The 23,734-nt window shown below is 69.9% G+C and carries 24 protein-coding genes and 3 tRNA genes; 10 read left to right on the top strand and 17 right to left on the bottom strand.

Going from position 1 to position 23,734, the window contains the following annotated elements; all coding sequences use genetic code 11:
* Positions 1-11: 11 nt before the first annotated feature.
* The 3 genes from QQ657_RS41460 to rplJ form a co-directional block, all read right to left on the bottom strand.
* Positions 12-1,211, bottom strand: coding sequence for an ABC transporter ATP-binding protein (locus QQ657_RS41460; protein WP_284747834.1), 1,200 nt, complete (start codon positions 1,209-1,211; stop codon positions 12-14).
* 374 nt (positions 1,212-1,585) lie between these two features.
* A complete protein-coding gene (gene rplL, locus QQ657_RS41455; protein WP_284747833.1) occupies positions 1,586-1,969 on the bottom strand; it encodes a 50S ribosomal protein L7/L12 in 384 nt (127 codons plus the stop codon).
* Positions 1,970-2,019: 50 nt separating this feature from the next.
* Positions 2,020-2,574 carry a 50S ribosomal protein L10 gene (gene rplJ, locus QQ657_RS41450; RefSeq protein WP_086675530.1) on the bottom strand — a complete coding sequence of 185 codons (555 nt, stop codon included), beginning with the start codon at positions 2,572-2,574 and terminating at the stop codon, positions 2,020-2,022.
* Positions 2,575-2,849: 275 nt separating this feature from the next.
* Between rplJ and QQ657_RS41445 the strand changes: the two genes are divergently transcribed.
* On the top strand, positions 2,850-3,752 hold the full coding sequence (locus tag QQ657_RS41445) for a hypothetical protein (RefSeq protein ID WP_284747832.1): 903 nt from the start codon (positions 2,850-2,852) through the stop codon (positions 3,750-3,752).
* 22 nt (positions 3,753-3,774) lie between these two features.
* Here QQ657_RS41445 and QQ657_RS41440 read toward each other — a convergent pair whose 3' ends face one another.
* From QQ657_RS41440 to QQ657_RS41415, 6 genes are all read right to left on the bottom strand, one after another.
* On the bottom strand, positions 3,775-4,548 hold the full coding sequence (locus QQ657_RS41440; RefSeq protein ID WP_284747831.1) for an alpha/beta fold hydrolase: 774 nt from the start codon (positions 4,546-4,548) through the stop codon (positions 3,775-3,777).
* A gap of 70 nt (positions 4,549-4,618) precedes the next feature.
* Positions 4,619-5,338 carry a 50S ribosomal protein L1 gene (gene rplA, locus QQ657_RS41435; RefSeq protein ID WP_284747830.1) on the bottom strand — a complete coding sequence of 240 codons (720 nt, stop codon included), beginning with the start codon at positions 5,336-5,338 and terminating at the stop codon, positions 4,619-4,621.
* An 84-nt stretch (positions 5,339-5,422) separates the two neighbouring features.
* A complete protein-coding gene (gene rplK / locus QQ657_RS41430; protein ID WP_003079266.1) occupies positions 5,423-5,860 on the bottom strand; it encodes a 50S ribosomal protein L11 in 438 nt (145 codons plus the stop codon).
* Between the two features lie 73 nt (positions 5,861-5,933).
* Positions 5,934-6,773, bottom strand: coding sequence for a transcription termination/antitermination protein NusG (nusG, locus tag QQ657_RS41425; protein ID WP_284747829.1), 840 nt, complete (start codon positions 6,771-6,773; stop codon positions 5,934-5,936).
* Positions 6,774-6,846: 73 nt separating this feature from the next.
* Positions 6,847-7,287 carry a preprotein translocase subunit SecE gene (gene secE / locus QQ657_RS41420; RefSeq protein WP_284747828.1) on the bottom strand — a complete coding sequence of 147 codons (441 nt, stop codon included), beginning with the start codon at positions 7,285-7,287 and terminating at the stop codon, positions 6,847-6,849.
* Between the two features lie 26 nt (positions 7,288-7,313).
* A tRNA-Trp gene (locus tag QQ657_RS41415) sits at positions 7,314-7,386 on the bottom strand.
* 271 nt (positions 7,387-7,657) lie between these two features.
* Here QQ657_RS41415 and QQ657_RS41410 point away from each other — a divergent pair.
* Positions 7,658-8,539, top strand: coding sequence for a TIGR03619 family F420-dependent LLM class oxidoreductase (locus QQ657_RS41410; RefSeq protein ID WP_284747827.1), 882 nt, complete (start codon positions 7,658-7,660; stop codon positions 8,537-8,539).
* A gap of 5 nt (positions 8,540-8,544) precedes the next feature.
* Here the strand turns inward: QQ657_RS41410 and QQ657_RS41405 are convergent, their stop codons facing one another.
* On the bottom strand, positions 8,545-8,760 hold the full coding sequence (locus tag QQ657_RS41405; RefSeq protein WP_284747826.1) for a hypothetical protein: 216 nt from the start codon (positions 8,758-8,760) through the stop codon (positions 8,545-8,547).
* 134 nt (positions 8,761-8,894) lie between these two features.
* On the opposite strand from QQ657_RS41405, the gene QQ657_RS41400 reads away from it, so the two are divergent.
* From QQ657_RS41400 to QQ657_RS41390, 3 genes are read left to right on the top strand one after another with little or no spacing between them, the layout of a single operon-like run.
* Complete coding sequence (locus QQ657_RS41400) at positions 8,895-9,245, top strand: GntR family transcriptional regulator (RefSeq protein WP_284747825.1); 351 nt, start codon at positions 8,895-8,897, stop codon at positions 9,243-9,245.
* Positions 9,242-10,198: a hypothetical protein gene (locus QQ657_RS41395; RefSeq protein WP_284747824.1), complete on the top strand. Its 957-nt coding sequence runs from the start codon at positions 9,242-9,244 to the stop codon at positions 10,196-10,198. The genes QQ657_RS41400 and QQ657_RS41395 overlap by 4 nt, the downstream gene beginning before the upstream one ends.
* A gap of 35 nt (positions 10,199-10,233) precedes the next feature.
* Positions 10,234-11,136: an SGNH/GDSL hydrolase family protein gene (locus tag QQ657_RS41390; protein ID WP_284747823.1), complete on the top strand. Its 903-nt coding sequence runs from the start codon at positions 10,234-10,236 to the stop codon at positions 11,134-11,136.
* 174 nt (positions 11,137-11,310) lie between these two features.
* Here the strand turns inward: QQ657_RS41390 and QQ657_RS41385 are convergent, their stop codons facing one another.
* From QQ657_RS41385 to QQ657_RS41360, 6 genes are all read right to left on the bottom strand, one after another.
* Positions 11,311-11,709 carry a MaoC family dehydratase gene (locus QQ657_RS41385; RefSeq protein ID WP_284747822.1) on the bottom strand — a complete coding sequence of 133 codons (399 nt, stop codon included), beginning with the start codon at positions 11,707-11,709 and terminating at the stop codon, positions 11,311-11,313.
* Positions 11,706-12,155 (bottom strand): MaoC family dehydratase N-terminal domain-containing protein, encoded by a 450-nt coding sequence (locus QQ657_RS41380; RefSeq protein ID WP_284747821.1) that lies wholly within the window; start codon positions 12,153-12,155, stop codon positions 11,706-11,708. Before QQ657_RS41380 ends, QQ657_RS41385 begins: the two co-directional genes overlap by 4 nt.
* Positions 12,156-12,244: 89 nt before the next feature.
* Positions 12,245-12,409: a 50S ribosomal protein L33 gene (gene rpmG / locus QQ657_RS41375; protein ID WP_005152047.1), complete on the bottom strand. Its 165-nt coding sequence runs from the start codon at positions 12,407-12,409 to the stop codon at positions 12,245-12,247.
* A 50-nt stretch (positions 12,410-12,459) separates the two neighbouring features.
* Positions 12,460-12,532: transfer RNA gene (locus tag QQ657_RS41370), tRNA-Met, on the bottom strand.
* A 49-nt stretch (positions 12,533-12,581) separates the two neighbouring features.
* Positions 12,582-12,654, bottom strand: a tRNA-Thr gene (locus tag QQ657_RS41365).
* Between the two features lie 80 nt (positions 12,655-12,734).
* The gene (locus QQ657_RS41360; RefSeq protein WP_284747820.1) at positions 12,735-15,380 is read right to left on the bottom strand and encodes a putative bifunctional diguanylate cyclase/phosphodiesterase; all 2,646 of its coding nucleotides are present in this window, start codon (positions 15,378-15,380) and stop codon (positions 12,735-12,737) included.
* 237 nt (positions 15,381-15,617) lie between these two features.
* Between QQ657_RS41360 and QQ657_RS41355 the strand changes: the two genes are divergently transcribed.
* From QQ657_RS41355 to lon, 4 genes are all read left to right on the top strand, one after another.
* A complete protein-coding gene (locus QQ657_RS41355) occupies positions 15,618-16,556 on the top strand; it encodes a GNAT family N-acetyltransferase (RefSeq protein ID WP_284747819.1) in 939 nt (312 codons plus the stop codon).
* A 70-nt stretch (positions 16,557-16,626) separates the two neighbouring features.
* Positions 16,627-17,481 carry an SAM-dependent methyltransferase gene (locus QQ657_RS41350; protein ID WP_284747818.1) on the top strand — a complete coding sequence of 285 codons (855 nt, stop codon included), beginning with the start codon at positions 16,627-16,629 and terminating at the stop codon, positions 17,479-17,481.
* Positions 17,478-18,326, top strand: coding sequence for an SAM-dependent methyltransferase (locus QQ657_RS41345; RefSeq protein ID WP_284747817.1), 849 nt, complete (start codon positions 17,478-17,480; stop codon positions 18,324-18,326). Before QQ657_RS41350 ends, QQ657_RS41345 begins: the two co-directional genes overlap by 4 nt.
* Before the next feature lie 100 nt (positions 18,327-18,426).
* Positions 18,427-20,829 (top strand): endopeptidase La, encoded by a 2,403-nt coding sequence (lon, locus tag QQ657_RS41340; protein ID WP_284747816.1) that lies wholly within the window; start codon positions 18,427-18,429, stop codon positions 20,827-20,829.
* 60 nt (positions 20,830-20,889) lie between these two features.
* Here the strand turns inward: lon and QQ657_RS41335 are convergent, their stop codons facing one another.
* A complete protein-coding gene (locus tag QQ657_RS41335; protein ID WP_284747815.1) occupies positions 20,890-21,903 on the bottom strand; it encodes a LacI family DNA-binding transcriptional regulator in 1,014 nt (337 codons plus the stop codon).
* Between the two features lie 172 nt (positions 21,904-22,075).
* On the opposite strand from QQ657_RS41335, the gene QQ657_RS41330 reads away from it, so the two are divergent.
* On the top strand, positions 22,076-23,728 hold the full coding sequence (locus QQ657_RS41330; protein ID WP_284747814.1) for a glycoside hydrolase family 13 protein: 1,653 nt from the start codon (positions 22,076-22,078) through the stop codon (positions 23,726-23,728).
* Positions 23,729-23,734: the final 6 nt, after the last annotated feature.

The following is a 23,734-nucleotide window of genomic DNA, read 5'->3' as shown; positions in this document are numbered from 1 at the left end:
TGCGGGAGAACTCACCGGCCACCTGGCCCGTTGTTCGGCGGCGGTGGCATCCGGCGTGCGCCCGGTCTCGGCGGCTGGCCGCCGGGGATCCGCGCGACCTGGTCGGCGGGCAGCTGGCCGTGGTGCTGGTTCGGGACGCCGTCACCCTGCCGGGCGCCCGCCGGGACCTGCTGCTGTTGCTGCTGCTGGGCGTGGGCGACCTGCCGCGGGCTGACGCCGTAGTGGCGCTGCTCTTCCGGGCTCAGCGAGGCGATGATGCTCTGCTGGGCGGCGTCCGGCAGCCGGTGCATGATCTCCATGACGCGGTCCTTGCGGCGGACCCCGCCCATCCGGGTCGGCACGCCCGGCGTCGTCTGCATCTGCGGCGGCACCCCGGTGACGTCCTCGACCCCGCCCGCGTGGTGCCCGGCGTCGAACATCGCCTGCTCGGCGGCCATCTGGGCGGAGTCCTTCTCCTCGGACATGCCGATCGGGCCCTGCATCTTGCCGTTGAGGAACTGCTTGACGACCGGCTCCTCGCTGGTCAGCAGCACCTCGCGCGGGCCGAACATGACCAGTTCCTTGCGGAAGAGCATGCCCAGGTTGTCCGGCACCGTGCGGGCCAGGTTGATGTTGTGCGTGACGATCAGGAACGTCGCGTCGATCTGCGCGTTGACGTCGAGGAACAGCTGCGAGATGTAGGTGGTGCGGACCGGGTCGAGGCCCGAGTCCGGCTCGTCGACCAGGATGATCTCCGGGTCCAGCACCAGGGCGCGGGCGAGGCCGGCGCGCTTGCGCATACCGCCGGAGATCTCGCCCGGCAGCTTCTTGTCGGCGCCGTTCAGACCGGTCATGTCGAGCTTCTCGAGGACGATCCGGCGGATTTCCGTCTCGGACTTCTTCGTGTGCTCGCGCAGCGGGAAGGCGACGTTGTCGTAGAGGTTCATCGAGCCGAACAGCGCGCCGTCCTGGAAGAGGACGCCGAAGAGCTTCCGGATCTCGTACAGCTTGTGCTCGGAGCAGGTGACGATGTCCACCCCGTTGATCACACAGCGGCCGCGGTCGGGCTTGAGCAGGCCGATCATCGACTTGAGGAACACCGACTTGCCGGTTCCGGACGGACCGAGCATCGCCGACACTTCGCCCGGAGGCAGCGTCAGCGTGACGTCCCGCCAGATGGCCTGCTTACCGAAGGACTTGGTCAGACCTTCGATGACCACCTCGGCACCCATCGCACCTCCAGGAGCTGTTCCGCGTCTTTGCGCCCGCTGCCACACCCTGTCGGCGGGTGCGGGCTGTGGCACCCCGAGAACCCGCGTCAACCAGGTGCAACGAGCTGAGTGCGAACAGGTTACTCACCAGTTTTCTTTTCTGGCCAGCCCTGGTTCCTTCGTCACCCCGCCGTGATCGGCAACGGGAGGCACGGTAGTCCATTCGGGGCAACGACGCAGATCTTCGAAGCCCCGAACCTGCGATTTAGGGACCCGGGGCTATTCGGACACCACTCCTAGGGGGTCCGGGTGACCAGGCAAAACGGAAGGGGCGGGCATCCGTGTGGATGCCCGCCCCTTCTCGAGGTGGTGCTGCGGCGCTTGCGCGCCGGGAATCACTTGATGGAGATCTTGGCGCCCGCGGCCTCGAGCTTCTCCTTGGCGGCCTCGGCGGCCTCCTTGTCGACCTTCTCCAGGAGGGCCTTGGGAGCGGCCTCGACCAGCTCCTTGGCCTCCTTCAGGCCCAGACCGGAGACGACCTCGCGGACGACCTTGATGACCTGGATCTTCTTGTCGCCGGCGCCCTCGAGGATGACGTCGAACTCGTCCTGCTCCTCGACCGGGGCGGCAGCGGCGGCGGCGGGGCCGGCGGCGACGGCGACCGGAGCGGCGGCGGTGACGTCGAAGACCTCTTCGAACTCCTTCACGAACTCGGACAGCTCGAGGAGGGTCAGCTCCTTGAAGGCGTCGATCAGCTCGGCGGTGCTCAGCTTCGCCATGATGGCTTCCTCTCAGAAAAACGAACTAGACGTTCGGGGTGGGGGGTGGTTCAGCTCTCGGCGGGTGCTTCGGCTGCTTCGGTACCGGCGGCGTTGCGCTGCTTCTCCTCCAGCGCGGCAGCCAGGCGGGCGACCTGGGACGCCGGCGCCTGGAACAGCGCGGCGGCCTGGGACAGCTTCGCCTTGAACGCGCCCGCCGCCTTGGCGAGCAGGACCTCACGGCTGTCGAGATCGGCGATCCGGTTGATCTCGTCCACGGACAGCGCTTTGCCGTCCATGTAGCCGCCCTTGATCACAAGCGCGTTGTTGTCCTTCGCGAAGTCGCGAAGCGCCTTGGCGGCGTCGACAGCCTCACCCTCGACGAAGGCGATGGCGGTCGCGCCGACGAACAGGTCCTCGAGCCCCGTCACGCCCGCGTCTTCGGCGGCACGCTTGACGAGGGTGTTCTTCGCGACCCGGTACTTGGCACTGGTGCCGAGAGCGCGGCGCAGCTGGGACAGCTGGGACACGGAGAGGCCGGTGTACTGGGTAACGACGGTGGCCGAGCTGGTGCGGAAGCTCTCCGCGATCTCGGCGACGGCCGCCACCTTGTCGGGCTTCGCCATGGTCGCCTCCTCTCTTGGCTAGTGTTTCCACTGGCACCGAGGGGCCCCCGAAACGACGAAACGCCCTCGCGCAACAGGCGCGGGGCGTTGTACGGCACACGATGGCGCCGAGCCTCGTTCCTCCTGCGCGGGCCGCCCCGGCGAGTGCGGGACCTTCGTTCCCCTTGCGGGGAAAACCAGCGGTCTTCGGTAGAACCATCGAGAAGAATACCTTGTCAAGCCGACAAGCCTTCTCCCACCCCCACCTTGGCGGCGGCGTGGGGCATCATGGTCACGTGGCGGAGCAGCGCGATGACGGAAAGCCGGGCTCGGAAATCGAACCGGCGGGCTCTTCGACGCCCGCTTCGCCGCCGCCGCCGGTGGATCCGGCGCAGCTGGAGCAGTTCAGGCAGTTCCAGCAGTTCCAGGACTACTTGAAGTTCACGCAGTCCCAGCAGGGCAACCAGCCGGCGCCCCCACCGGACGCCGGAATGGTCCAAGCGCCGCCTTCACAGCCGGCCACGCAGAACGCCGGTGCCGGGCAGCCGCCGGTCATTCCGCCGGGCTACGAGCTGGTCCCGACCGAGCGCCGCCGTGCGCCTCGCTGGCTGAGCTGGCTGGGCAAGAAGGTGATCGCGTGGGTGCTGGCGATCGTGATCCTCGGCCTGGCGGGAACGTGGCTGTACAACCACTTCTTCCCGAACGACGCCGGCAAGACCTCGGCCCAGCTGGCCCAAGAAGGCGGCGGGAAGTACCACACGAACCACGTGTTCTCGACGAACCCGTACGAGGCGGTGCGGTTCGTGTACCACAACATCGCTCAAGGGCGGGTCGCCGACGCCTGCGGCCGTTTCCAGAACGAGGGGCAGCGCGACATCCAGACCCAGTTCGCGCAGGACATCGCGCAGACGTTCCGGCAGAACACCGCCGAAACCGACTGCAAGAAGGCCGTCGAGTTCCTCGCCACCCAGGTGACGAACAAGAACGACTACGCGGAATCCCTGCCGTCGAGCGTCTCGGACCCGCTGCCCGGTGACACCGTGACGATCGATTCCTGCACCTTCGCCATCAGCGGCGGCCCGGCATTGGGCGTCTTCACGGTTTCGAAGGTAGAGAAGGGCCAGTGGCTCATCACCGGCCACGCCATCGGACCGGCGAAGTGCAGCGGAGTACCCACCACCACCTCGCCGACCGGCTGAGCCGGCTCCGGTGCCCGCTGACTCAGCGGGGTTGCGGGGCAGTCAAGAACGTCACGAGCGCCTCGGAGAAGGCCGGCGACATCACCGCCGTCATGTGGTCGCCTGGGATGCGGACCAGCCTCGCCCCCGCGATCGCCGCCGCCAGGCGCTCCGGCTCGGCCGCCAGGGGGTCCTGATCTCCCGCCAGCACCAGCGTCGGCACGCCGATCGACGACAGGTCCAGGTGGCCCTCCTGCGATGCCAGCGCCACCGCTGCCAGCGCCTGGCGGTCGCCGCCGGTGGCGTCGGCCAGCAGCCTGAACGGCACTCCGGACGGCGGGACCGTCGACGGGTCCTCCGCCAGCAACGCCGAAGCGATCTCCGCCGGCTTCACCACGCGCAGGTCGACGCCGCCGAAGTCGACGATGCCCGACCCCACTCCGCCCGTTGCCAGGCAGCGGATGCGCTTGTCCACCGCCGTCGCCGCCAAAGCGATGATCGCGCCCATCGAGTAGCCGACCAGGGACACCTCGTCCAGGCCGAGCTCGTCGAGCAGCGCCGAAATGTCGCGGGCCATGCTGTCGCCCGTGTAGCGGCACTCGTCGTGGGGCTTCTCCGAACGGCCGTGGCCGCGGGCGTCCAGGGAGATCACCGTCAGGCCGGCCGCGCGCAGTGCCGCGACCACGCCCGTCGAGATCCAGTTCGCGTTCGTGTCGGCCGCGAAGCCGTGTTGGAGCAGCACCGGGTGGTGGGCGGCGGCGCCCTCCCACACGGTGTAGTTCAACCGGAGGCCGTCGAACGACGCGAAAGTCGGCATGACCTCCATGAGACACGAAGAAAGGGCGCCCCCGCAGCAAGCGGGGACGCCCTTTCTGGTGATGTCCGACTCAGACGTTCGCGTCCTCGGAAAGGAGGTTGCGGGTCCGCAGCGGGTCGACCGGGATGCCCGGGCCCATCGTCGTGGTGAAGGTGACCTTCTTCAGGTAGCGGCCCTTCGCCGAGGACGGCTTGGCGCGGAGGATCTCGTCCAGCGCGGCGGCGTAGTTCTCGACCAGCTTCTCCGTGTCGAAGGAAGCCTTGCCGATCACCAGGTGCAGGTTGGCCTGCTTGTCGACGCGGAAGTTGATCTTACCGCCCTTGATGTCCTTCACGGCCTTCTCGACCGCGGGGGTCACCGTGCCGGTCTTCGGGTTCGGCATCAGGCCACGCGGGCCGAGGATGCGGGCGATGCGGCCCACCTTGGCCATCTGGTCCGGCGTCGCGATCGCGGCGTCGAAGTCGAGCCAGCCACCCTGGATGCGCTCGATCAGCTCGTCGGTGCCGACCGCGTCCGCGCCGGCGGCTTCGGCCTCGGCGGCCTTGTCGCCGACGGCGAAGACGATGACGCGGGCGGTCTTACCGGTGCCGTGCGGCAGGTTCACGGTGCCGCGGACCATCTGGTCGGCCTTGCGCGGGTCCACACCGAGACGCATCGCGACCTCGACGGTCGCGTCCATCTTCGTCTTGGAGGTTTCCTTCGCCAGCTTCGCGGCGTCGAGAGGCGCGTACAGCCGCGCCTTGTCGATCAGCTCCGCAGCCTGGCGGTATGCCTTGCTGTGCTTGGTCATGCTTCTGTCCTTAACTTCTCAAAACGGATCAGTGTGGTGACGAGCCGCACCGGGCTCTCCCACGTACTGCTGGTGCTGCAGACGTCAGGCGTCGACGACCGTGATGCCCATGGAGCGGGCGGTGCCGGCGATGATCTTCGCCGCCTGGTCGATGTCGTGCGCGTTGAGGTCGGTCTCCTTGGTCTTGGCGATCTCGCGGACCTGGTCCCAGGTGACCTTGGCGACCTTGGTCTTGTGCGGCTCGCCGGAGCCCTTCTCGACACCAGCGGCCTTGAGCAGCAGGCGCGCGGCCGGCGGCGTCTTCAGCTTGAAGTCGAACGACCGGTCCTCGTACACGGAGATCTCGACCGGGACGACGTCCCCACGCTGCGACTCGGTCGCGGCGTTGTAGGCCTTGCAGAACTCCATGATGTTGACGCCGTGCTGACCCAGAGCCGGGCCGACCGGCGGAGCGGGGTTGGCCGCACCCGCCTTGATCTGCAGCTTGATGATCGCCGCAAGCTTCTTCTTCTTGGGTGGCATTTCTTTTCCTGTCCTGTACTACGTTCCCCGCGTACCTGCCGTGGACGTGGGGACTGCGGCCGCGCGGCGGCCGTCAGATCTTGGAGACCTGGTTGAACGACAGCTCGACCGGGGTCTCCCGGCCGAAGATCGACACCAGGACCTTCAGCTTCTGCCCGTCGACGTTGACCTCGGAGATCGTCGCCGGCAGCGTGGCGAACGGGCCGTCCATGACCGTGACCGACTCGCCGATTTCGAAGTCGACCTCGACGGCCGGGCCGCCGAGCGGGGCCGCGGTCGCGGTGGACTCGCCCTTGCCGCCCTTCGCCGGGGCTTCGCTCTCGACCTTCGGGGCGAGGAACTTCAGCACCTCGTCCACGGTCAGCGGCGACGGCCGCGAGGTGGCGCCGACGAACCCGGTCACGCCCGGCGTGTTGCGCACGGCGCTCCACGAGGCGTCGTTCAGGTCCATCCGGACCAGGATGTAGCCGGGCAGCACCTTGCGCTGCACCTGCTTGCGCTGGCCGTTCTTGATCTCGGTGACCTCTTCGGTCGGGACCTCGATCTGGAAGATGTAGTCCTCGACGTCCAGGGTCGTGGTCCGGGTCTCGAGGTTGGTCTTCACCTTGTTCTCGTACCCGGCGTAGGAGTGCACGACGTACCACTCGCCGGGCGCGGCGAGCAGCTCGGAACGCAGCTTCGCGACCGGGTCCTCGTCGTCCGCCTCGGGCTCGGCTTCGTCAGCGGCGGCCTCGGCCACGTCGTCGGTGCTTTCCGCAGCGCCATCAACGTCGGAAGCGGCTTCGTCGACCTCGTCGGACACCTCGACGGGCTCGAGGTGCGCGGACTCCTCGTCACCGAGTGCCGCGTGCACCTGCTCGTCGGAAAGCTCGGTCAGGTCGTGACCGGCTGATGTGCCGTTTTCGGAGGTCACGTTCCGTCCTCTCAGTTGATCATTGCCGGGGTCAGGCCGGGACCTGAGCCCCATCGGCGCGCGCCGAGGCGCGTCAGCCGAAGATCTTGCCGATGCCCCACTTGAATGCCAGATCGAGCACGCTGACAAGGGCCACCATGAACACCACGAAGGCCAGCACGACCGCGGTGTAGGTGACCATCTGCTTGCGGTTCGGCCAGATGACCTTGCGCAGCTCCGCCCACACCTCGCGGATGAAGCGGACCAGCCGCGCGAACACCGACGCCTTCTTCGGCTTCTGGTCCCGCTTGGGAGTCGGAGCGCCCTTCGCGTCGGAGGCGGACTTCTCCCCCGACTTCCCGGCCGGCCGGGTCTTGTCGTCCGCACGTGCCGCGGACTTGCCCGCCGGGCGAGCGGTCGCACGTCGCTCACGCCTGGCAGCGGCTGTGACGGGACGGGACGGGCTCTCGGGCTTCTGCCCGGTGCCGTCCTGCTCCTGCTCGCCGCCGCTGGCGTCGCTGTCGCTCACGACCACTCCTCTGCTCCACCAGTTCCGTTACGCAGGGGTGACAGGACTTGAACCTGCAACCTGCGGTTTTGGAGACCGCTGCTCTGCCAATTGAGCTACACCCCTGTGGAGCCCCGATCGCTCGGAGCCCCCGAGGACGCATTCCATCATCCCCACCATCCAGGCGGGGATGACCGTAGTGCGTTCCAAGTCCCGAAGTCTACGGCAACCCTCACGAGAGCCCGCAACCGCGCCCCCCGATCGACCGCCGTACCCCGGCCGGCCAGCGGAAAACTCCCCGCCGACCACCCGATCATGCCAGGATGTCCGCCATGACGAGCATCCCGGGCCTCCCAACCGGTCCGCCACGGCCGTCCGTCGGGAACCGGTGAGCGGGATGCGGCTCGGGCTGGCGCTCCCGCAGTACGGCTCCCTCGCCGATCCCGCCGCCGTCGCGCGCTTCGCGACCGCTGCGGAGGACCTCGGCTTCGGCTCGCTGTGGGTCGGCGACCGCATCCTGACGCCGCTCGAGCCGTCCGATCTGTACCCGGGCGGCGGAACGCCGGAGCACCCGTACCCCCGGGAGTTCGAGACCTTCGCGGACCCGTTCACGACCCTCGCGACCGCGGCCGCGGTGACCCGCACGGCCCGCCTGGGGATGAGCGCGCTGACCGGCCCGGTCTATTCCCCGGTGCTGCTCGCCAGGGCCCTGACCTCGCTCGACCTCGCCAGCGGCGGCCGGCTGGACGTCGGCCTCGGGCTCGGCTGGCTGCGCGAGGAGTACTTCGCGACCGGCGTGCCGTGGGAGCACCGCGGCAAGCGGCTGGACGCGGTGCTCGACGCGCTCGACGCGATCTGGACCGGCGACCCGGTGGCACACGAGGGCCCGCAGTGGCGGATCGCGCCGTCGACGGTCGGCCTGCGCCCGGCGCAGGACCCGCGGCCGCCGGTGCTGCTCGGCGGGTTTTCGCCGCCGGCACTGGCCCGCGTCGGACGGCGCGCGGACGGCTGGCTGGCCGGCTGGATGCCGAAGCAGTACCTGAACGGCCTGTGGTCGGTCGCGCTCGAAGCGGCGGAGAAGGCCGGGCGCGACCCCGGCACCCTGCGTCGCGTGCTGCGGATCAACCCGCGCGCGGGTACCGGGGTCGAGACGGTCGCGGACGTGGCGCCGTGCCTGGACGTGGCCCGCGACGAGGGCATCACCGAGGTGCTCGTCGACCTGCACTACGTCGCGAAGGACGTCGACCACGCCCTGGAACTGGCCGCCGAACTGGTCTGACGCGGTCAGCTCTCGCTGTCGGCGAGGGTGGCGAGCGCCTGCGCCTTCGCGGCGTACTTCCAGTTCGCGAGGTCGCGGATCGTCTTGATCTTCAGCTCGGCCAGCAGTTCGTCGTGCTTCGGCGTGAGTCCCTCCAACGCCGACGGCGGGGCGTCGAGCAGCTCCTTGATCGACTTGTCCTCGTATGCCTTGTCGACGAGCTTGTTCAGGTTCAGGCCCATGGCGCTTCCTGCCTTTCTCGGTTCGACTCGCGGAACGCGGCCCACCCTCGCCGCGATCCCCGTCCACCGCAACACCCGGTCCCCCACACAGGGTCGCCCACCCAAAGTCGGTTTGTTCTAGTACAGTTAGAACTATGCTCGTACGGATCGACCCGGCTTCGACCGTCCCACTGTTCGAACAGGTGGCGGCGTCGCTGCGGCGCGCCCTCGCGGACGGCAGCCCCGCGCCCGGCGAACAGCTGCCGCCCGCCCGCGAACTGGCGGCGTCGCTGGAAATCAACGTCCACACGGTGCTGCGGGCGTACGCGGCACTTCGCGACGAAGGCCTCATCGACCTGCGGCGACGCCGGGGCGCCGTCGTGATCGGCGGAGCTTCGGCCCGGGCCCGCCTGACCGAATTGGCCGGCGAACTGGCCGGCGAGGCCAAGCGCGCGGGTATCGGCTTCGAGGAGCTCACCGGAATCCTGAAGGAGAAGTACTCATGACCAAGCTGATCCGGGTCCTGACCGCGACGGCCGTGCTGCCGGGCGCGGTGCTGGTCACCGCCGGGCTCCTCGCGAGCGCCTGGGCCGACCGGCTGCCCGACCCCATCGCGACGCACTGGAACGGCGCACCGGACGGCTCCACCCCGGCCGCGGTGTTCGTCACCGTGTGCCTGGCGCTCGGCGCGGTCGCGACGGCGATCCTCGCGGCGACGGCCGTCGCCGCGCTGCGCCGCGGGCGGCCGGTGCCACGCGTGACCGTCGGTGTCGGCGCCGGGTTCGCCGCACTGGCGCCGGCCACCCTGCTTTCGGTGCTCGTGCCCAACCTGGACGTGCCGGACTGGCACGCGGCGCGCGGCGGCTCCGTCGTCCTGCTGTTCCTGGCGGGCGCGACCGCGCTCGGGGTCGTGGCGGCGTTCGTCGGCGGCCTGCCGGCCCCGCCCGTCGAAGACAGCCCCGACCGCCCGAGCGTCGGGCTCCGGCCGGGGCAGCGCGCCTACTGGTCGGGCCGGGCGGCGAACCCGGCGATGCTCTGGGCGCTCGCGCTGGTCCCGGTCGCGATCGCCTTGCTGCCCGCCGGGCTCTCCTGGCCGATGGCCGTCTGGATCGCGCTGGTCGGCACGTTCGTCACGGCGATGACGTACCGCCTGAAGGCGACGGTGGACGCCAAGGGCGTGACGATCCGCTTCGGCCTCCTGGGCTTCCCGTGGCGGCACATCGGGCTGAACGGCATCCGCGAAGCCACCGCGCGCGAGCTGACGACGTTCGGTGACGGCGGCCTCGGCCTGCGCTTCAACCCGGTGACCGGCACGACCGCGTACAAGGTGCGCGGCGGCCCGGCCATGGCGCTGGCCCTCGAAAGCGGCCGGACGGTGCTGGTCAGCGTGGACGACCCGGTGACCGGCGCGGGCTTGGTGAACGACCTCCTCGCGCTGCGAACCACCCGGATTGACTAGGTTCCCGCCAGTCCTGGTTCGGTAGAAACGAAGGTGTGGCGAAGAACAGCGGGGGCGGCTGCCTCGTCGTGGTGGTCGTGGTCGGGCTTCTGGCGTTCGGGTACTACAAGTGGGACCACGGTTCGTCGTCCGCACCGCCGGCGGGCGCGGCCACCGGGGACGGCACCGGTCGCTACGTCGCTCTCGGTGACTCCTACACGGCCTCGCCGCGCACCGGGAAGAACGTCGGGACTCCGCCTGGCTGCGACCGGTCCGACGACAACTACCCCCGCCTCGTCTCGGCGGACCTGAAGCCGGCCGAGTTCGACGACGTCAGCTGCAGCGGTGCGACGACCGCCAACTTGACTGGGGCGCAGAAGACGGGGAACGGTTCCAACCCTCCGCAGTTGGACGCCGTGACCGCGAAGACGACGTTGGTCACCCTCGGTATCGGGGGCAACGACATCGGGTTCTTGTCGCTCGCTTCGTCCTGTGCGACGGCGCATCGGTCCGCGTCTCCGTGCAAGGACCGGATGACCGCTGGGGGGCACGATCAGCTGGCTGAGCGGATCGATGCCACTGCGCCGAAGGTGGGAGCCGTGCTGGATCGGATCCACAAGCAGGCTCCGAAGGCGAAGGTCGTCGTTGTCGGGTATCCGTCCGTGCTTCCCGATGGGGATGGGTGCTGGCCTGTGCTGCCTCTCGGGGCTGGGGATGTCGCTTACTTCCGCGGGGCGCTGGGGAAGTTGAACAAGATGCTTGAGGACCAGGCTGATGCGCATTCGGCCGGGTATGCCGATACCGCTACGCCGGGTAAGGGGCATGACCTCTGTACTGCTTCGGATACTCGGTGGGTGGAGGGGGTTCTTCCTACCTTGCACTCCACTCCGCTTCACCCCAATGCTCGGGGGGAGCAGGGGATGGCTGATGCCGTTTTGGGTGTTCTGAAGCTGTTCTAGGCCGTTTTGACTGGCCGGCACCCCGAAGCCCGATTGTGACTACGACCGGCGTCACCGCGTCAAGGCGGGAAAGATGCCTTGACCCGGTGGCGTCGGCCGTGTTCTGGCTTCGGATCGGGGTGCGGGGGGCGGTCTGGGTTCTCGGTGCCCCTGCTTTCGATGCCGTCTTGCGTTCTAGATGCGGACCAGGGCCTGGGGCTTGCCCAGTACCGTCTTGTCGTCGAACTTGACCACGAGGTCGATGCGTGCGACGCCCTCGTCGTTGACGGTGGCGACCTTGCCGGTGATCTCGACCAGTGCGCCTTCCGACGTGTTGGGGACCACTACCGGGCGGGTGAAGCGGGCGCTGAAGTCGATTAGACGGCCGGGGTCGCCCAGCCAGTCCGTCACCACCCGGCCTGCTACCGCCATCGTGAGCATGCCGTGCGCGATCACGTCGGGGAGGCCTACCTCCTTGGCGAACGTCTCGTTCCAGTGGATCGGGTTGAAGTCCAGGGCCGCGCCCGCGTAGCGGACCAGCTGGTCGCGGGTGATGCGGACCTCGAGGGCGGGCAGTTCGTCTCCGGCGTTCACGCGTCCTCCCCCCGCACCACAAGCTGCGCCTTCGTGGTGGCGATGTGCGCGCCGTCGCCGTCGGTGATCTCGGCGCGCAAGTTGATGAAGTCGTTGCCGGCCCGGGCCATGATCCGGTCGATGTGCGTGGTCAGCAGCAGGGTGTCGCCGGCGTGGGCCGGGCGGCTGTACGTGAACTGCTGGTCGCCGTGGACCATGCGCGAGTAGTCCAGACCCAGCTCGGGGTCGGTGACGATCGAGTTGATCGACGCCAGGTTGATGATCGTGAGGAACGTCGGGGGCGCGATCACGTCCGGGTAGCCGGCCGCCTTCGCGGCTTCGGGGTCCCGGTAGAGCGGGTTCGCGTCGCCGATCGCGTCGGCGAACTCCCGGATCTTCTCCCGGCTCACTTCGTAGCTGGTCTGCGGCGGGTAAACCCGTCCGGTGAACGACTCGTCCAAGGGCACCCCGAGAGGCTACCGGGCCGCCGACAGCAAGAAGCCGCCCTGGTCACCCAGGGCGGCTTCTCGAAAGCTGGTGCGAACGCGCTACGCGGTCAGCGGGTTTCCTTGTGCGTCCGGTGCGTACCGCAGTTCGGGCAGAACTTCTTCATCTCCAGGCGATCCGGGTTGTTGCGCCGGTTCTTCTTGGTGATGTAGTTGCGGTGCTTGCACTCTTCGCACGCCAGCGTGATCTTGGGTCGCACGTCGGTGGCAGCCACAGCGTTTCCTTCTCTCTCAGGTCCCGGGGCGAGCCCCAGTCGTTACCGCGTAGCGGTGGCCGGACTTGAACCGGCGACACAGCGATTATGAGCCGCTTGCTCTGCCAGCTGAGCTACACCGCCCTACATGACCCAAGCCGCGACACGCAGGCGTGACGCGGCTGAGGTCGTGAGCCCCTTTACGGAATCGAACCGTAGACCTTCTCCTTACCATGGAGACGCTCTGCCGACTGAGCTAAAGGGGCCTGGCCTCTCGCGAGGACTTCGAAAGATTACCAACCCCCGTCACCCAGCCGTGCAACCGGGGTCCTCAAAAAGCAAAACCTCAGGTCAGCAGGGTCAGCACGGTCTCGGAGTGCCGCCCCGGCGACCGCGCCGTGCGGGCCTGCAGCCACGCCTCCAAGCGGTCCTCCGGCAGCGGGCGCGAGATCAGGTACCCCTGGGCGACGTCACAGCCCATCGCCTCGAGCTGGTCGCGTGCCACGTCTTCCTCGACGCCCTCGGCGACCACCGTCAGCCCGAGCGAGTGCCCCAGCTCGACGATCGAGCGCACCACCGCGAGGTCGCCGAGATCGGTGCCCATGCCGAGGACGAAGCTCTTGTCGATCTTGACCTGGTCGACCGGCAGCTGCCGCAGGTACGCCAGCGACGAGTAACCGGTGCCGAAGTCGTCCACGGCGAGCGTGATGCCCAGCGAGTGCAGCTCGCGCAGGATCGGCAGCGCCTTCTGCGGGTCCGACATCACGCCGGACTCGGTCAGCTCGAACGTCAGCAGCTCCGGCGGGATGCCGACGCGCTCCAGCTCGCGGGCCACCTTGTTCGGGAAGTCCTCGTCGGCCAGGTTGCGCACCGACAGGTTGACCGCCACCGAGATCCGCAGGCCCTCGTCGAGCCACTTGCGGCAGCGCTTCAGGGCCTCCCCGAGCACGAACGACGTCAGCACGCCGATCAGGCCGGCCGCCTCGATGGCCGGGACGAACTCGTCCGGGCCGAGCCTGCCGAACTCCGGGTGCACCCAGCGGACCAGCGCCTCGACGCCCGCCACCTGCCGGTTCGGCAGGGTGATCTTCGGCTGGTAGTGCACGCTGACCTGGCCGTCTTCGAGGGACTGCCGGAACTGCGTGACCATCTGGAAGCGGCGCAGGAAGATCTGGCCCATGCTCGGTACGTACCCGCGGACCTCTTCGCCGCCCTTGGTGGCGCGAACAGCCACATCGGCGCGCTGGAGCAGGCCTTCGATGTCGACGACGTCGCCGGACTCCTCGGGCGTCGTCGTCGCGTAGCCGATCATCGCGTTGGCCTCGACCGAAAGCCGGTCCACCGGGTAGGGCGCGGAAAGCTCCTCGCGCAGCCGTTCCGCCGCGGCGTGGGCGTCCTCGGGCGGGCAGCCGACGAGCAGTGCCGCGAACGACGCGCCTTCCAGGCGGGCGAGTGGGACGTCGGGGCCGAGCGCGTCGCGGATGCGGCGGCCGGCGGCGATCACCATCCGGTCGGCCCAGGCGTAGCCCAGCGCGTCGCTGACGGTCGAGAAGACGTCGAGGTCGATGCGCAGCACCACGGCGTTCGCGAAGTCCCGCAACGGTTCCTTCGCGACCTGCCGGAAGCCCGGCCGGTTGAGGTGCCCGGTGAGCGGGTCGTGGTAGGCGTCGTGGCGCAGGGTCGCGAGCAGCCGCCGGTTGTCCAGCGACGTCGCGAGGTGGCTGGCCATCGTGCCGAGCAGCTGGACGTCGTACTTGCCGAAGCCGCGCCAGCGGGACAGCCGGTCATGTGCTTCGACGACGCCCAGCAGCTGGTTCGCGCTGCGCAGCGGGACGACGAGCGCCTCCTGCGCGCCGCGGTCGAGCAGCGCGGCACGGACGTCGGGGTTGGCCTCGGTGATCCGGAAGTGCCGGACGTGCGCGCCGGGCAGGCGCAGCAGCGGGTCGTCGGCGCCCGGGTCGGCGGCGGGCAGGTCGTCGCCCGCGACGACCACGCGCATGGTGTCCTTCGGCTCCAGCCGCAGCCGCAGCACGACGCGGCCGGCGGCGAGCTGGTCCTTGATGCGCTCGGCGATCGTGGCCCACTCGCGGACGTCGACACCGCCGACGAGCTCGTCGGCCCGGCTGGCCGGGCGCGCCGCCGCCTGCTGGCCCGAGCGGGCCACCATCAGGCTGACGTCGGAGAGCGCCTCCATGTCCCGCTGCTCGCGCAGCAGGTCGGAGTAGGCCCAGTACAGCGCGGTCAAGCCGAGGAACACGGCGAGCACCAGCGGCCACGCCTTGGGCGTGTTGGAGATGACGAGGTAGCCGGACAGGCCGACGGACGCGTTGACGAACCCGACGACCAGGATCCGCGCGGTGAGCCGGACCGCGGTGCTGACCCGCATCCGGCGGCGCAGCACGCGGACTGCGGCCAGCGCGAGCAGCGTGCTGACGAGCGGCGCGGTCAGCGTGCCGGCGAGCGCGGCGACCCACGGGATCTCGCTGCCCGATCCGGCGCCGACGGCGACCTTCACCAGCCCGGCGACCGCGAAGGCACCGGTGATCTCGAGCAGGAACGCGCCCGCGTTGTAGAGGACGCGGCCGGCGACCTTGCGCGCGAGCAGCGTGCCGATGCCGGCGACCAGGTGCGCGGCCAGCACGACTTCGAAGGGCGCGACGAAGAACCCGATGACGAGCGGGATCTCGGTGAAGGAGATGGTCCACGAGATGCCGCTGCGGACGTCGACGTTGATGCCGAGCTGCTCGGCGAGCAGGAACGCGACCGCGAGCACCGGCCCGATCCACAGCAGCCGGCTGTCCCAGTGGAACGGCAGCCAGGACCCGACGGCGAACGCGGCGACGAGCCCGATGCTCAGGACGGCGAAGGTGTACGCGCGGAAGCGGCGCTCGTCGGTGCGGGCTTCGGCGGATACGGGTGGTGTCCCGGAAGCGGCTCCCGGCCCGGGCTGCGCCTGTGCGACGGCGTCGCCGTGGGCGTTGGTGTCCGGCATCCGACCTTCCCTCCCGGCTTGTCCACCGGTGCTGATCCGTGACTTCGGGTGTGGACAAGGGCCATACCGTACCCCGTAGGGCGTACCCGCGTCCCTTTCGAGACAGTAGGAGATCACCCCAGGGTTAACAATGCCTCGATGGCGCTGACCTGCGTGGACCAAGGGGTGAAAGTTTTGGATTCGGAACCAGGGGTGGTTCCTTGCGCACGCCAATCCGGGTAGCGCTTCAATGTGCCCATGCACAGCGACGTGATTGCCACCGAACACGCGGCCCGGCTCGCGGCGGTGGATCCCCTGCTCCCCGGTTCTTCCCCCTTCGAAGCGGCCGAAAGCGCCGTGGTGCTGGAGGTGGCGACGCCCGACTCGGCCGCGTCCGGCCTCGCCTCGCGCATCCAGGTCGACCAGGACGCCCCCAACGCGCCGTGGCGGGCGCTGACCGAGCACCGCCTCGACCTCCAGCTCGCCGGCCCGCAGCCCGCGGCCGTCCTCGACGCCCTCCTCACCCGATGGGATGAACATCTGCGCGCGGTCGCCGAGCGTGGCGACACCGAGACCGCGGCGGTGGTGCCGCGCGCCAGCCGTGACGGCGCCGGCGCGCGGGAGTTGCTGCACCACGGGTTCGCCCCGCTGCGGGTGGTCGCGGTCCGCCCGTCCGAGCGGATGGTCCCGGCGACGCCGCTCGGCACCCCCGGCGTCAAGATCCGCCGCGGCGAGCCCGGCGACCTCGAGACCGCCGTCGCGCTCGGCATGGAGCTGCACTCCTACGACGCGCAGTACGGCACGGTGAACTGGCGCGAGGGCGTCGAGGACATCCTGTCCAAGGACCTGGCCGAGAAGCTGAACCGGCCGGAGCCCGCGGTGTGGATCGCGGAGCTGTACGGCCGCCCGCTCGGCATGGTGAACGTCCAGCACCCGAGCGAGACCGGCTGGATCAGCGACCGCGTCGCCGCGGACCGCGTCGGCTACCTGTCTTCGCTGGCCGTCGCGAAGGAGGCGCGGTCGTCCGGTGTCGGTACCGCGCTGGCCACCCACGCCCACCACGTCCTCGACGAGGAGGGTGCCGACGTCGTCCTGCTGCACCACGCCGCGGCGAACCCGCTGTCGACGCCGTTCTGGTACGCGCAGGGGTACCGCCCGCTGTGGACGTACTGGCAGCGTCGACCGGCCGTTCGGTGAACGACTGGCGGATTACCCCTGGTCGTCAGTCCTTATAGGCTGGCTCCCGGAGCAGTGAGGGGAGCCGGACGTGACCGATCAGCGGGATTCCGCGCCGAGAGCACCCGAGGGCGTCGACACCGAGAAGCCGTCCGCGGCCCGGATCTACGACTGGTACCTGGGCGGCACGCAGAACTGGGCCGTGGACCGCGAGTTCGGCAGGCGCATGGAGCAGCAGTGGCCGCTGGTGCGCCCCGGGTCGAAGCAGAACCGCGAGTTCATGAACCGCGCGGTGCGGGCGGCGCTGCGGGCCGGGATCCGGCAGTTCGTCGACCTCGGCTCCGGGGTCCCGACGGCCGGGAACGTGCACGAGGTCGTCGAGGCCGAGCTGCCCGAGGACCACGACGCGAAGGTCGTGTACGTCGACTACGAGCCGGTCGCGGTCGCGCACGCGACGCTGATCCTCGAAGAGGAGGCGGCGACGGACTGGGCGGGCATCGTCCAGGCCGACATGCGGGACGCGAAGGCCGTGCTGCGCGCCGAAGAGACGACGCGGCTCATCGACTTCTCGAAGCCCGTCTGCCTGATGATGATGGCGGTGCTGCACTTCGTCGGCCCGGACGACGACCCGATCGGCCTCCTGAAGGCCTACCGGGACAAGCTCGCGCCCGGGAGCTGGCTGGCGATCTCGCAGATGAGCGAGGGCGACGGGACCGGCGAGACCCTGGCCGGGCTGCGCTGGTTCGTCGAGCAGTACCGGAAGACGAGCAACCCGGTCTGGCTGCGCGACCGCGAGGAGATCGAGCCGCTGTTCGGCGACTGGCCGCTGCTCGAGCCGGGCATCGTGCACCTGCCGGACTGGCGGCCCGACCGGAAGCTGAACGCGCTGGAGGCGGAAGCCCGCCCGTACGCGTGGTGCGGCATCGCGGAAAGGCCCGGTGGATGAGCGAAAAAGCGCCGATCGCCCCGGCCGGGGTGGACACCGACAAGCCGTCCGCGGCCCGCGTCTACGACTGGTACCTGGGCGGCGACCACCACTGGGCGGTCGACCGCGAGTTCGGCAGGCGCGTCGAGAAGGTGTGGCCGCTGATCCGGCCGATCTCGCGGCAGAACCGGGCGTTCATGAACCGGGTGGTCTCGGCGGCGATGGACGCCGGGGTCCGCCAGTTCGTCGACCTCGGCTCCGGCGTGCCGACCGCGGGCAACGTGCACGAGATCGTCCGCGACCGGCTGCCTGCCGGCGAACGCGCGTCGGTCGTCTACGTCGACTACGAGCCGGTCGCGGCCGCGCATTCGCGGCTGATCCTGGAGAAGGAAGGCGCGACGGACTGGGCCGGCCTGGTGGAGAAGGACATCCGCCGGCCCGCCGCGATCTTCGCGGACGACGTGACGACGTCGTTGATCGACTGGTCGCGGCCGGTGTGCCTGCTGATGATCACGGTGATGCACTTCGTCGGGCCTTCGGACGATCCCGAGGGCCTGATGGCGACGTACCGGTCGAAGCTCGCACCGGGCAGCTGGCTGGCGTTGACGCACGGCACCTGCCGCGACGACGCCCCGCCGGCGCGTGCCGCGGAGGTGAAACGATTCATCGACGCCTACCGCGACACGTCGAACCCCGCGTGGCTGCGCTCGGCCGAGGAACTGCTCCCCTGGTTCGGCGGCTGGCCGTTGCTCCCGCCGGGGATGACATCGTTGCCGGACTGGCGTCCCGACGAGCCGCCGAACGCGATCGAAACGGAGACGCGGCCCTTCGCCTGGTGCGCCGTCGCGCGTCGGCCAAGCCTCTGACCTGCATATTTGCTGATCGCTGTGGGCGAACGCACTCTCGGAAACAAACACACCCATCGGAGAGTTGAGCTAGGCAGACTCAACTACCCGAGGAGTGCACATGTCCGACACCCGCCTCCTGCCCGTGCTCCCGCTCGATGACGACGTCGTGCTGCCGGGCATGGTCGTCCCGCTCGACCTCACCGACACCGAGACGCGGGCCGCGGTGGAGTCCGCCCAGGCCAACACCCCCAGCCAAGCGTCCTTCCCCGGCATCCGGTCGACCGGCGGCAGCAAGGCCGAGGTCTTGATCGTCCCGCGCGTCCACGGCGAATACGCCGAGTTCGGCACCGTCGCGACGGTCGAGCGCATCGGCCGCGTGCCCGGTGGCAAGGCCGCCGTCCTGCTGCGCGGCACCGCTCGCGCGCTCGTCGGCCGGATGGCCGACGGCCCCGGCGCCGCCCGCTGGGTGCACGCCGAGGACGCCACCGAGACCACGGACGACCGGACCGCGCAGCTCGCGGCCGAGTACAAGGCCGTCGTCATCTCGATCCTCCAGCAGCGCGGCGGCTGGCAGCTGATCGACGCCGTCCAGCAGGTCGAAGACGGCTCCGCGATCGCCGACCTGTCCGGCAACGCGCCGTACCTCGACACCGACCAGAAGGTCGAGTTGCTGACCACGCTCGACGTCAGCGCGCGCCTGGAGAAGGCGCTCGAGTGGAGCAAGGAGCACCTGGCCGAGCTCGAGGTCACCGACACGATCCGCAAGGACGTCGCCGAGGGCATGGAGAAGCAGCAGAAGGAGTTCCTGCTGCGCCGCCAGCTCGAGGCCATCCGCAAGGAGCTGGGTGAGCTCGACGGCACCGCGCAGGACGACGACTACCGCGCCCGCGTCGAAGGCGCCGAGCTGCCCGACGCCGTGAAGAAGGCCGCGCTGGCCGAGGTGGACAAGCTGGACCGCACGTCCGAGCAGTCCCCCGAGGGCGGCTGGATCCGCACCTGGCTGGACACCGTCCTGGAGCTGCCCTGGAACGAGCGCACCGAGGACATCTACGACATCGCCGCCGCGCGTGCGGTGCTCGACGCCGACCACGCGGGCCTGGACGACGTCAAGGAACGCATCATCGAGTACTTGGCCGTGCGCAAGCGTCGCGCGGAATCGGGTCTCGGCCCGGTCGGCGGACGTCGGTCCGGCGCGGTGCTCGCCCTCGCGGGCCCTCCCGGAGTCGGCAAGACGTCGCTGGGTGAGTCCGTCGCGAAGGCCATGGGACGCAAGTTCGTCCGCGTCGCCCTCGGCGGCATCCGCGACGAGGCGGAGATCCGCGGCCACCGCCGCACCTACGTCGGCGCGCTGCCCGGCCGGATCGTCCGCGCCATCAAGGAAGCCGGCTCGATGAACCCGGTCGTGCTGCTCGACGAGATCGACAAGGTCGGCGCCGACTACCGCGGCGACCCGACCGCGGCGCTGCTCGAAGTGCTGGACCCGGAGCAGAACCACACGTTCCGCGACCACTACCTCGAGGTCGAGCTGGACCTGTCCGACGTCGTGTTCCTGGCGACGGCCAACGCGCTCGAGACCATCCCCGGCCCGCTGCTGGACCGCATGGAGCTCGTCACGCTGGACGGCTACACCGAGCACGAGAAGGTCACCATCGCCCGCGACCACCTGCTCCCCCGGGAGCTGGAGCGCGCCGGCCTGAGCACGGACGACGTCGCGCTGACCGACGCCGCGTTCAGCCGGATCGCCGCCGAGTACACCCGCGAGGCGGGCGTGCGCGACGCGAACCGCACGATCGCGAAGGTGCTGCGGAAGATCGCGACGAAGGTGGCGCTCGACCAGGCCACCCTGCCGCTCACGATCGACGATGCCGACCTTCCGGACTACCTCGGCCGGCCGCGTCACCTGCCGGAGTCGTCGCTGCCCGCGTCGACCCAGCGGACCGCGACCCCGGGTGTGGCGACGGGCCTGGCGGTCACGGGTGCCGGCGGTGACGTCCTCTACATCGAGGCGTCGCTGGCGGACCAGGAGTCCGGCGCGTCCGGGCTGCAGCTGACCGGCCAGCTCGGCGACGTGATGAAGGAGTCCGTCCAGATCGCGCTGTCCTACCTGCGGTCGCACGGCGCGGAGCTGGAACTTCCGGTCGGTGACCTGAAGAACCGCGGCATCCACGTCCACGTCCCCGCGGGCGCGGTGCCCAAGGACGGCCCGTCGGCCGGCGTCACGATGACGACGGCGCTGGCGTCGCTGCTCTCGGGCCGCGTGGTCAAGGCGGACGTCGCGATGACCGGCGAGGTGTCCCTGACCGGACGCGTCCTCCCGATCGGCGGCGTGAAGCAGAAGCTGCTGGCGGCCCACCGGGCCGGGATGAAGACGGTGATCATCCCGCAGCGCAACGAGCCGGACCTCGACGACGTCCCGGCCGAGGTGCTGTCCCAGCTGGACGTCCACGCGGTGGCGAACGTCCGCGAGGTCCTCGACCTCGCCCTGACCCCGGCTTCGACGCCGGTTTCCCAGGCGGCGTAACCCCGAACGCCGCCACCTGAACGGCCGGTTTCCCTCTCCCCCAGGGAAACCGGCCGTTTCTTATGTCCGGACGGGGGCGGTCGACTCGCGCTCGACGAGGGAGACGTCGATCGTCACCGGGCGCTTCGGGCGCTCGCCCTTCTCGATCGAGTCCATCAGGATCGAGACCGCCGTCGACGCCTTGCGGGCGATGTCCTGCGCGACCGTCGTCAGCTTCGGCGTCACGTAGTTGCAGAGGTCGAGGTCGTCGAAGCCGACCACCGAGACGTCCTCCGGCACGCGCGCACCTGCCTCGGTCAGGCCGTGGACGATGCCGACCGCGAGGATGTCCGCCGTCGCGAACACCGCGGTCAAGCCCCGATCCCACAGGGTCAGGCCCAGTGCCCGGCCCTCCGCGTACGTCGTGTTGACCGTCTCGACCAGGTCCGGCCGTGAGAAGCCGGCGTCCGCGAACGCCTGGCAGAAGCCCTCGAAGCGTTCGTGGACCACGCCGACGCCGCTGAACGCCGGGCCGGCGAACAGGATCCGGCGGTGGCCGAGGTCCAGGAGGTGCCGGGCCGCGAGCCGGGCGCCGGCGAAGTCGTCGGAACGCGTTCCCGTTGTGAGGCGGTTCGCCGAGTAGCTGTCGATCGCGACGACGTGGACCGCGCCGATGGTCTTCTTGGTCAGCTTGCCGACCTCCTCGTCGAGGAACCCCAGCAGGATCGCGCCGTCGAGGCTCCACGAGCGCAGCGCCTCGGCGACCTCGTCCGGGTGGGCGACGCCGCGCAGCAGCAGGTGGTAGCCGTACTTGCGCAGCTCGCGCTCGATCAGGCCGACGATCGCCATGGTGTGCGGGCTGATCATCAGGCTGTCCTCGTCGGCGGCCGGCACCAGCAGGCCGACGAGCCGGGACGCCTTGGTCGCGAGGCTGCGGGCTGACGCGCTCGGGACGTAACCCAGCTCGTCCGCGATGCGCTGGACCTTTTCGATGGTCCCGGGTGAGACCCGCGCGCGGTTGCCGTTCATCACGTTCGACACGGTCATCATGCTCACGCCCGCCTGCTCGGCGACCTCCCGCAGCGTGACGCGCACCCTCGGACTCCTCTCGCTCACCCGGGCCCCAAGGTTACGGGACCGGCCGTTGACAACCGGCCGGGGACGACATTACCGTCTATCGAGGTATAGCGCTAAACCTAATCCCTGCGGACGCCGGTCCGCACCCTTCGCCGCGCTCCGGAAACCGTTGAGCCAGAACGGGAGTCCCGTGACCACAGACCTCTCGACCAGCCCGCTGACCGCACCCGCCGAACAGGCGGCGCCGTGGTGGCGCGGTGCGGTCATCTACCAGATCTACCCGCGCAGTTTCGCCGACGGCAACGGCGACGGCACCGGCGATCTCGCCGGCGTCCGCGCCCGCCTGCCCCACCTCAAACGCCTCGGCGTGGACGCCCTCTGGTTCACGCCCTGGTACTCCTCGCCGCTGGCCGACGGCGGTTACGACGTCGCCGACTACCGCGTCATCGACCCGGCTTTCGGCACCCTCGAAGAAGCCGAGCAGCTGATCGCCGAAGCCGCCGGGCTGGGCATCAAGACCATTGTGGACATCGTCCCCAACCACGTCTCGGACCAGCACGAGTGGTTCCGAGCCGCGCTCGCTGCCGGGCCGGGATCGCCCGAGCGGCAACGGTTCTGGTTCCGCCCGGGCCGTGGCGAACACGGCGAGCTGCCGCCGACAGACTGGGAGTCCAGCTTCTCCGGCGGCACCTGGACCCGCGTCACCGAGCCGGACGGCACACCCGGCGAGTGGTACCTGCACCTGTTCGCGCCCGAGCAGCCGGACCTGAACTGGAACCACCCGGACGTCCGCGCCGAGCACGAGCGGGTACTGCGGTTCTGGTTCGACCGGGGCGTCGCGGGCATCCGCATCGACTCCGCGACCATGCCGGTCAAGGACCCTTCGCTACCCACCGAGGTGACGCCGGACGCGCACCCGTTCGTCGACCGCGACGAGATCCACGACATCTACCGAGCCTGGCGGGCCGTCGCCGACTCCTACGCCGAGCCGCGCGTGCTGGTCGGCGAGGTCTGGCTGGCCGACCCGCACCGCTTCGCCCGCTACCTGCGGCCGGACGAGATGCACACGGCGTTCAACTTCGACTTCATGATGCGCCCGTGGGACGCCGGCGAGCTGCGCACCGCCATCGTGTCCACTTTGGACGCCCACGGCCCGGTCGGCGCGCCGCCGACGTGGGTGCTGTCCAACCACGACGTCACCCGCGCGGCCACCCGCTACGGCCGTGAGGACAGCTCGTTCGGCTTCGTCGCACGCGCTTTCGGCATCCCCACGGACCTCGCGAAGGCCCAGCGTCGCGCCCGCGCGGCCGCACTGCTGTCGGCGGCCCTGCCCGGCTCGCTGTACGTCTACCAGGGTGACGAGCTGGGCCTGCCCGAAGTCGAGGACCTGCCGCTGGACGTGCTGCAGGACCCGATGCACTTCCGCTCCGGCGGCACCGACCCCGGCCGCGACGGCTGCCGCGTCCCGCTGCCCTGGACGTCCGACGCGGACAGCGCGTTCGGGTTCGGTGCCGGAACACCGTGGCTGCCCCAGCCGGCGAACTGGGGCGACTACTCGGTCGAGCGGCAGGACGGCGATCCGCGGTCGATGCTGACGCTCTACCGCACCATGATCGCGCTGCGGCGGTCCGAACCCGCGCTGCGTGGCGAGGAGTTCGCCTGGGCGGCCGAGGACAGCGCCGACATCCTCGCCTTCCGCCGTGGCGACGACCTGCTCTGCCTGGTCAACTTCGGCGCAACCCCGACCGACCTGCCCGCCCACCTCGAAATCCTGCTCGCCAGCAGCGAGCTGACCGGCTCCCAGTTGCCCACCGACACAGCCGTCTGGCTGCGAGTCCAGTAACCCGCC

It is taken from the genome of Amycolatopsis ponsaeliensis (genome assembly GCF_030182635.1).
GTDB lineage: Bacteria > Actinomycetota > Actinomycetes > Mycobacteriales > Pseudonocardiaceae > Amycolatopsis > Amycolatopsis ponsaeliensis.
Note: the sequence above shows the minus strand (reverse complement) of the source record. Positions and strands in the feature narration are given on the sequence as shown.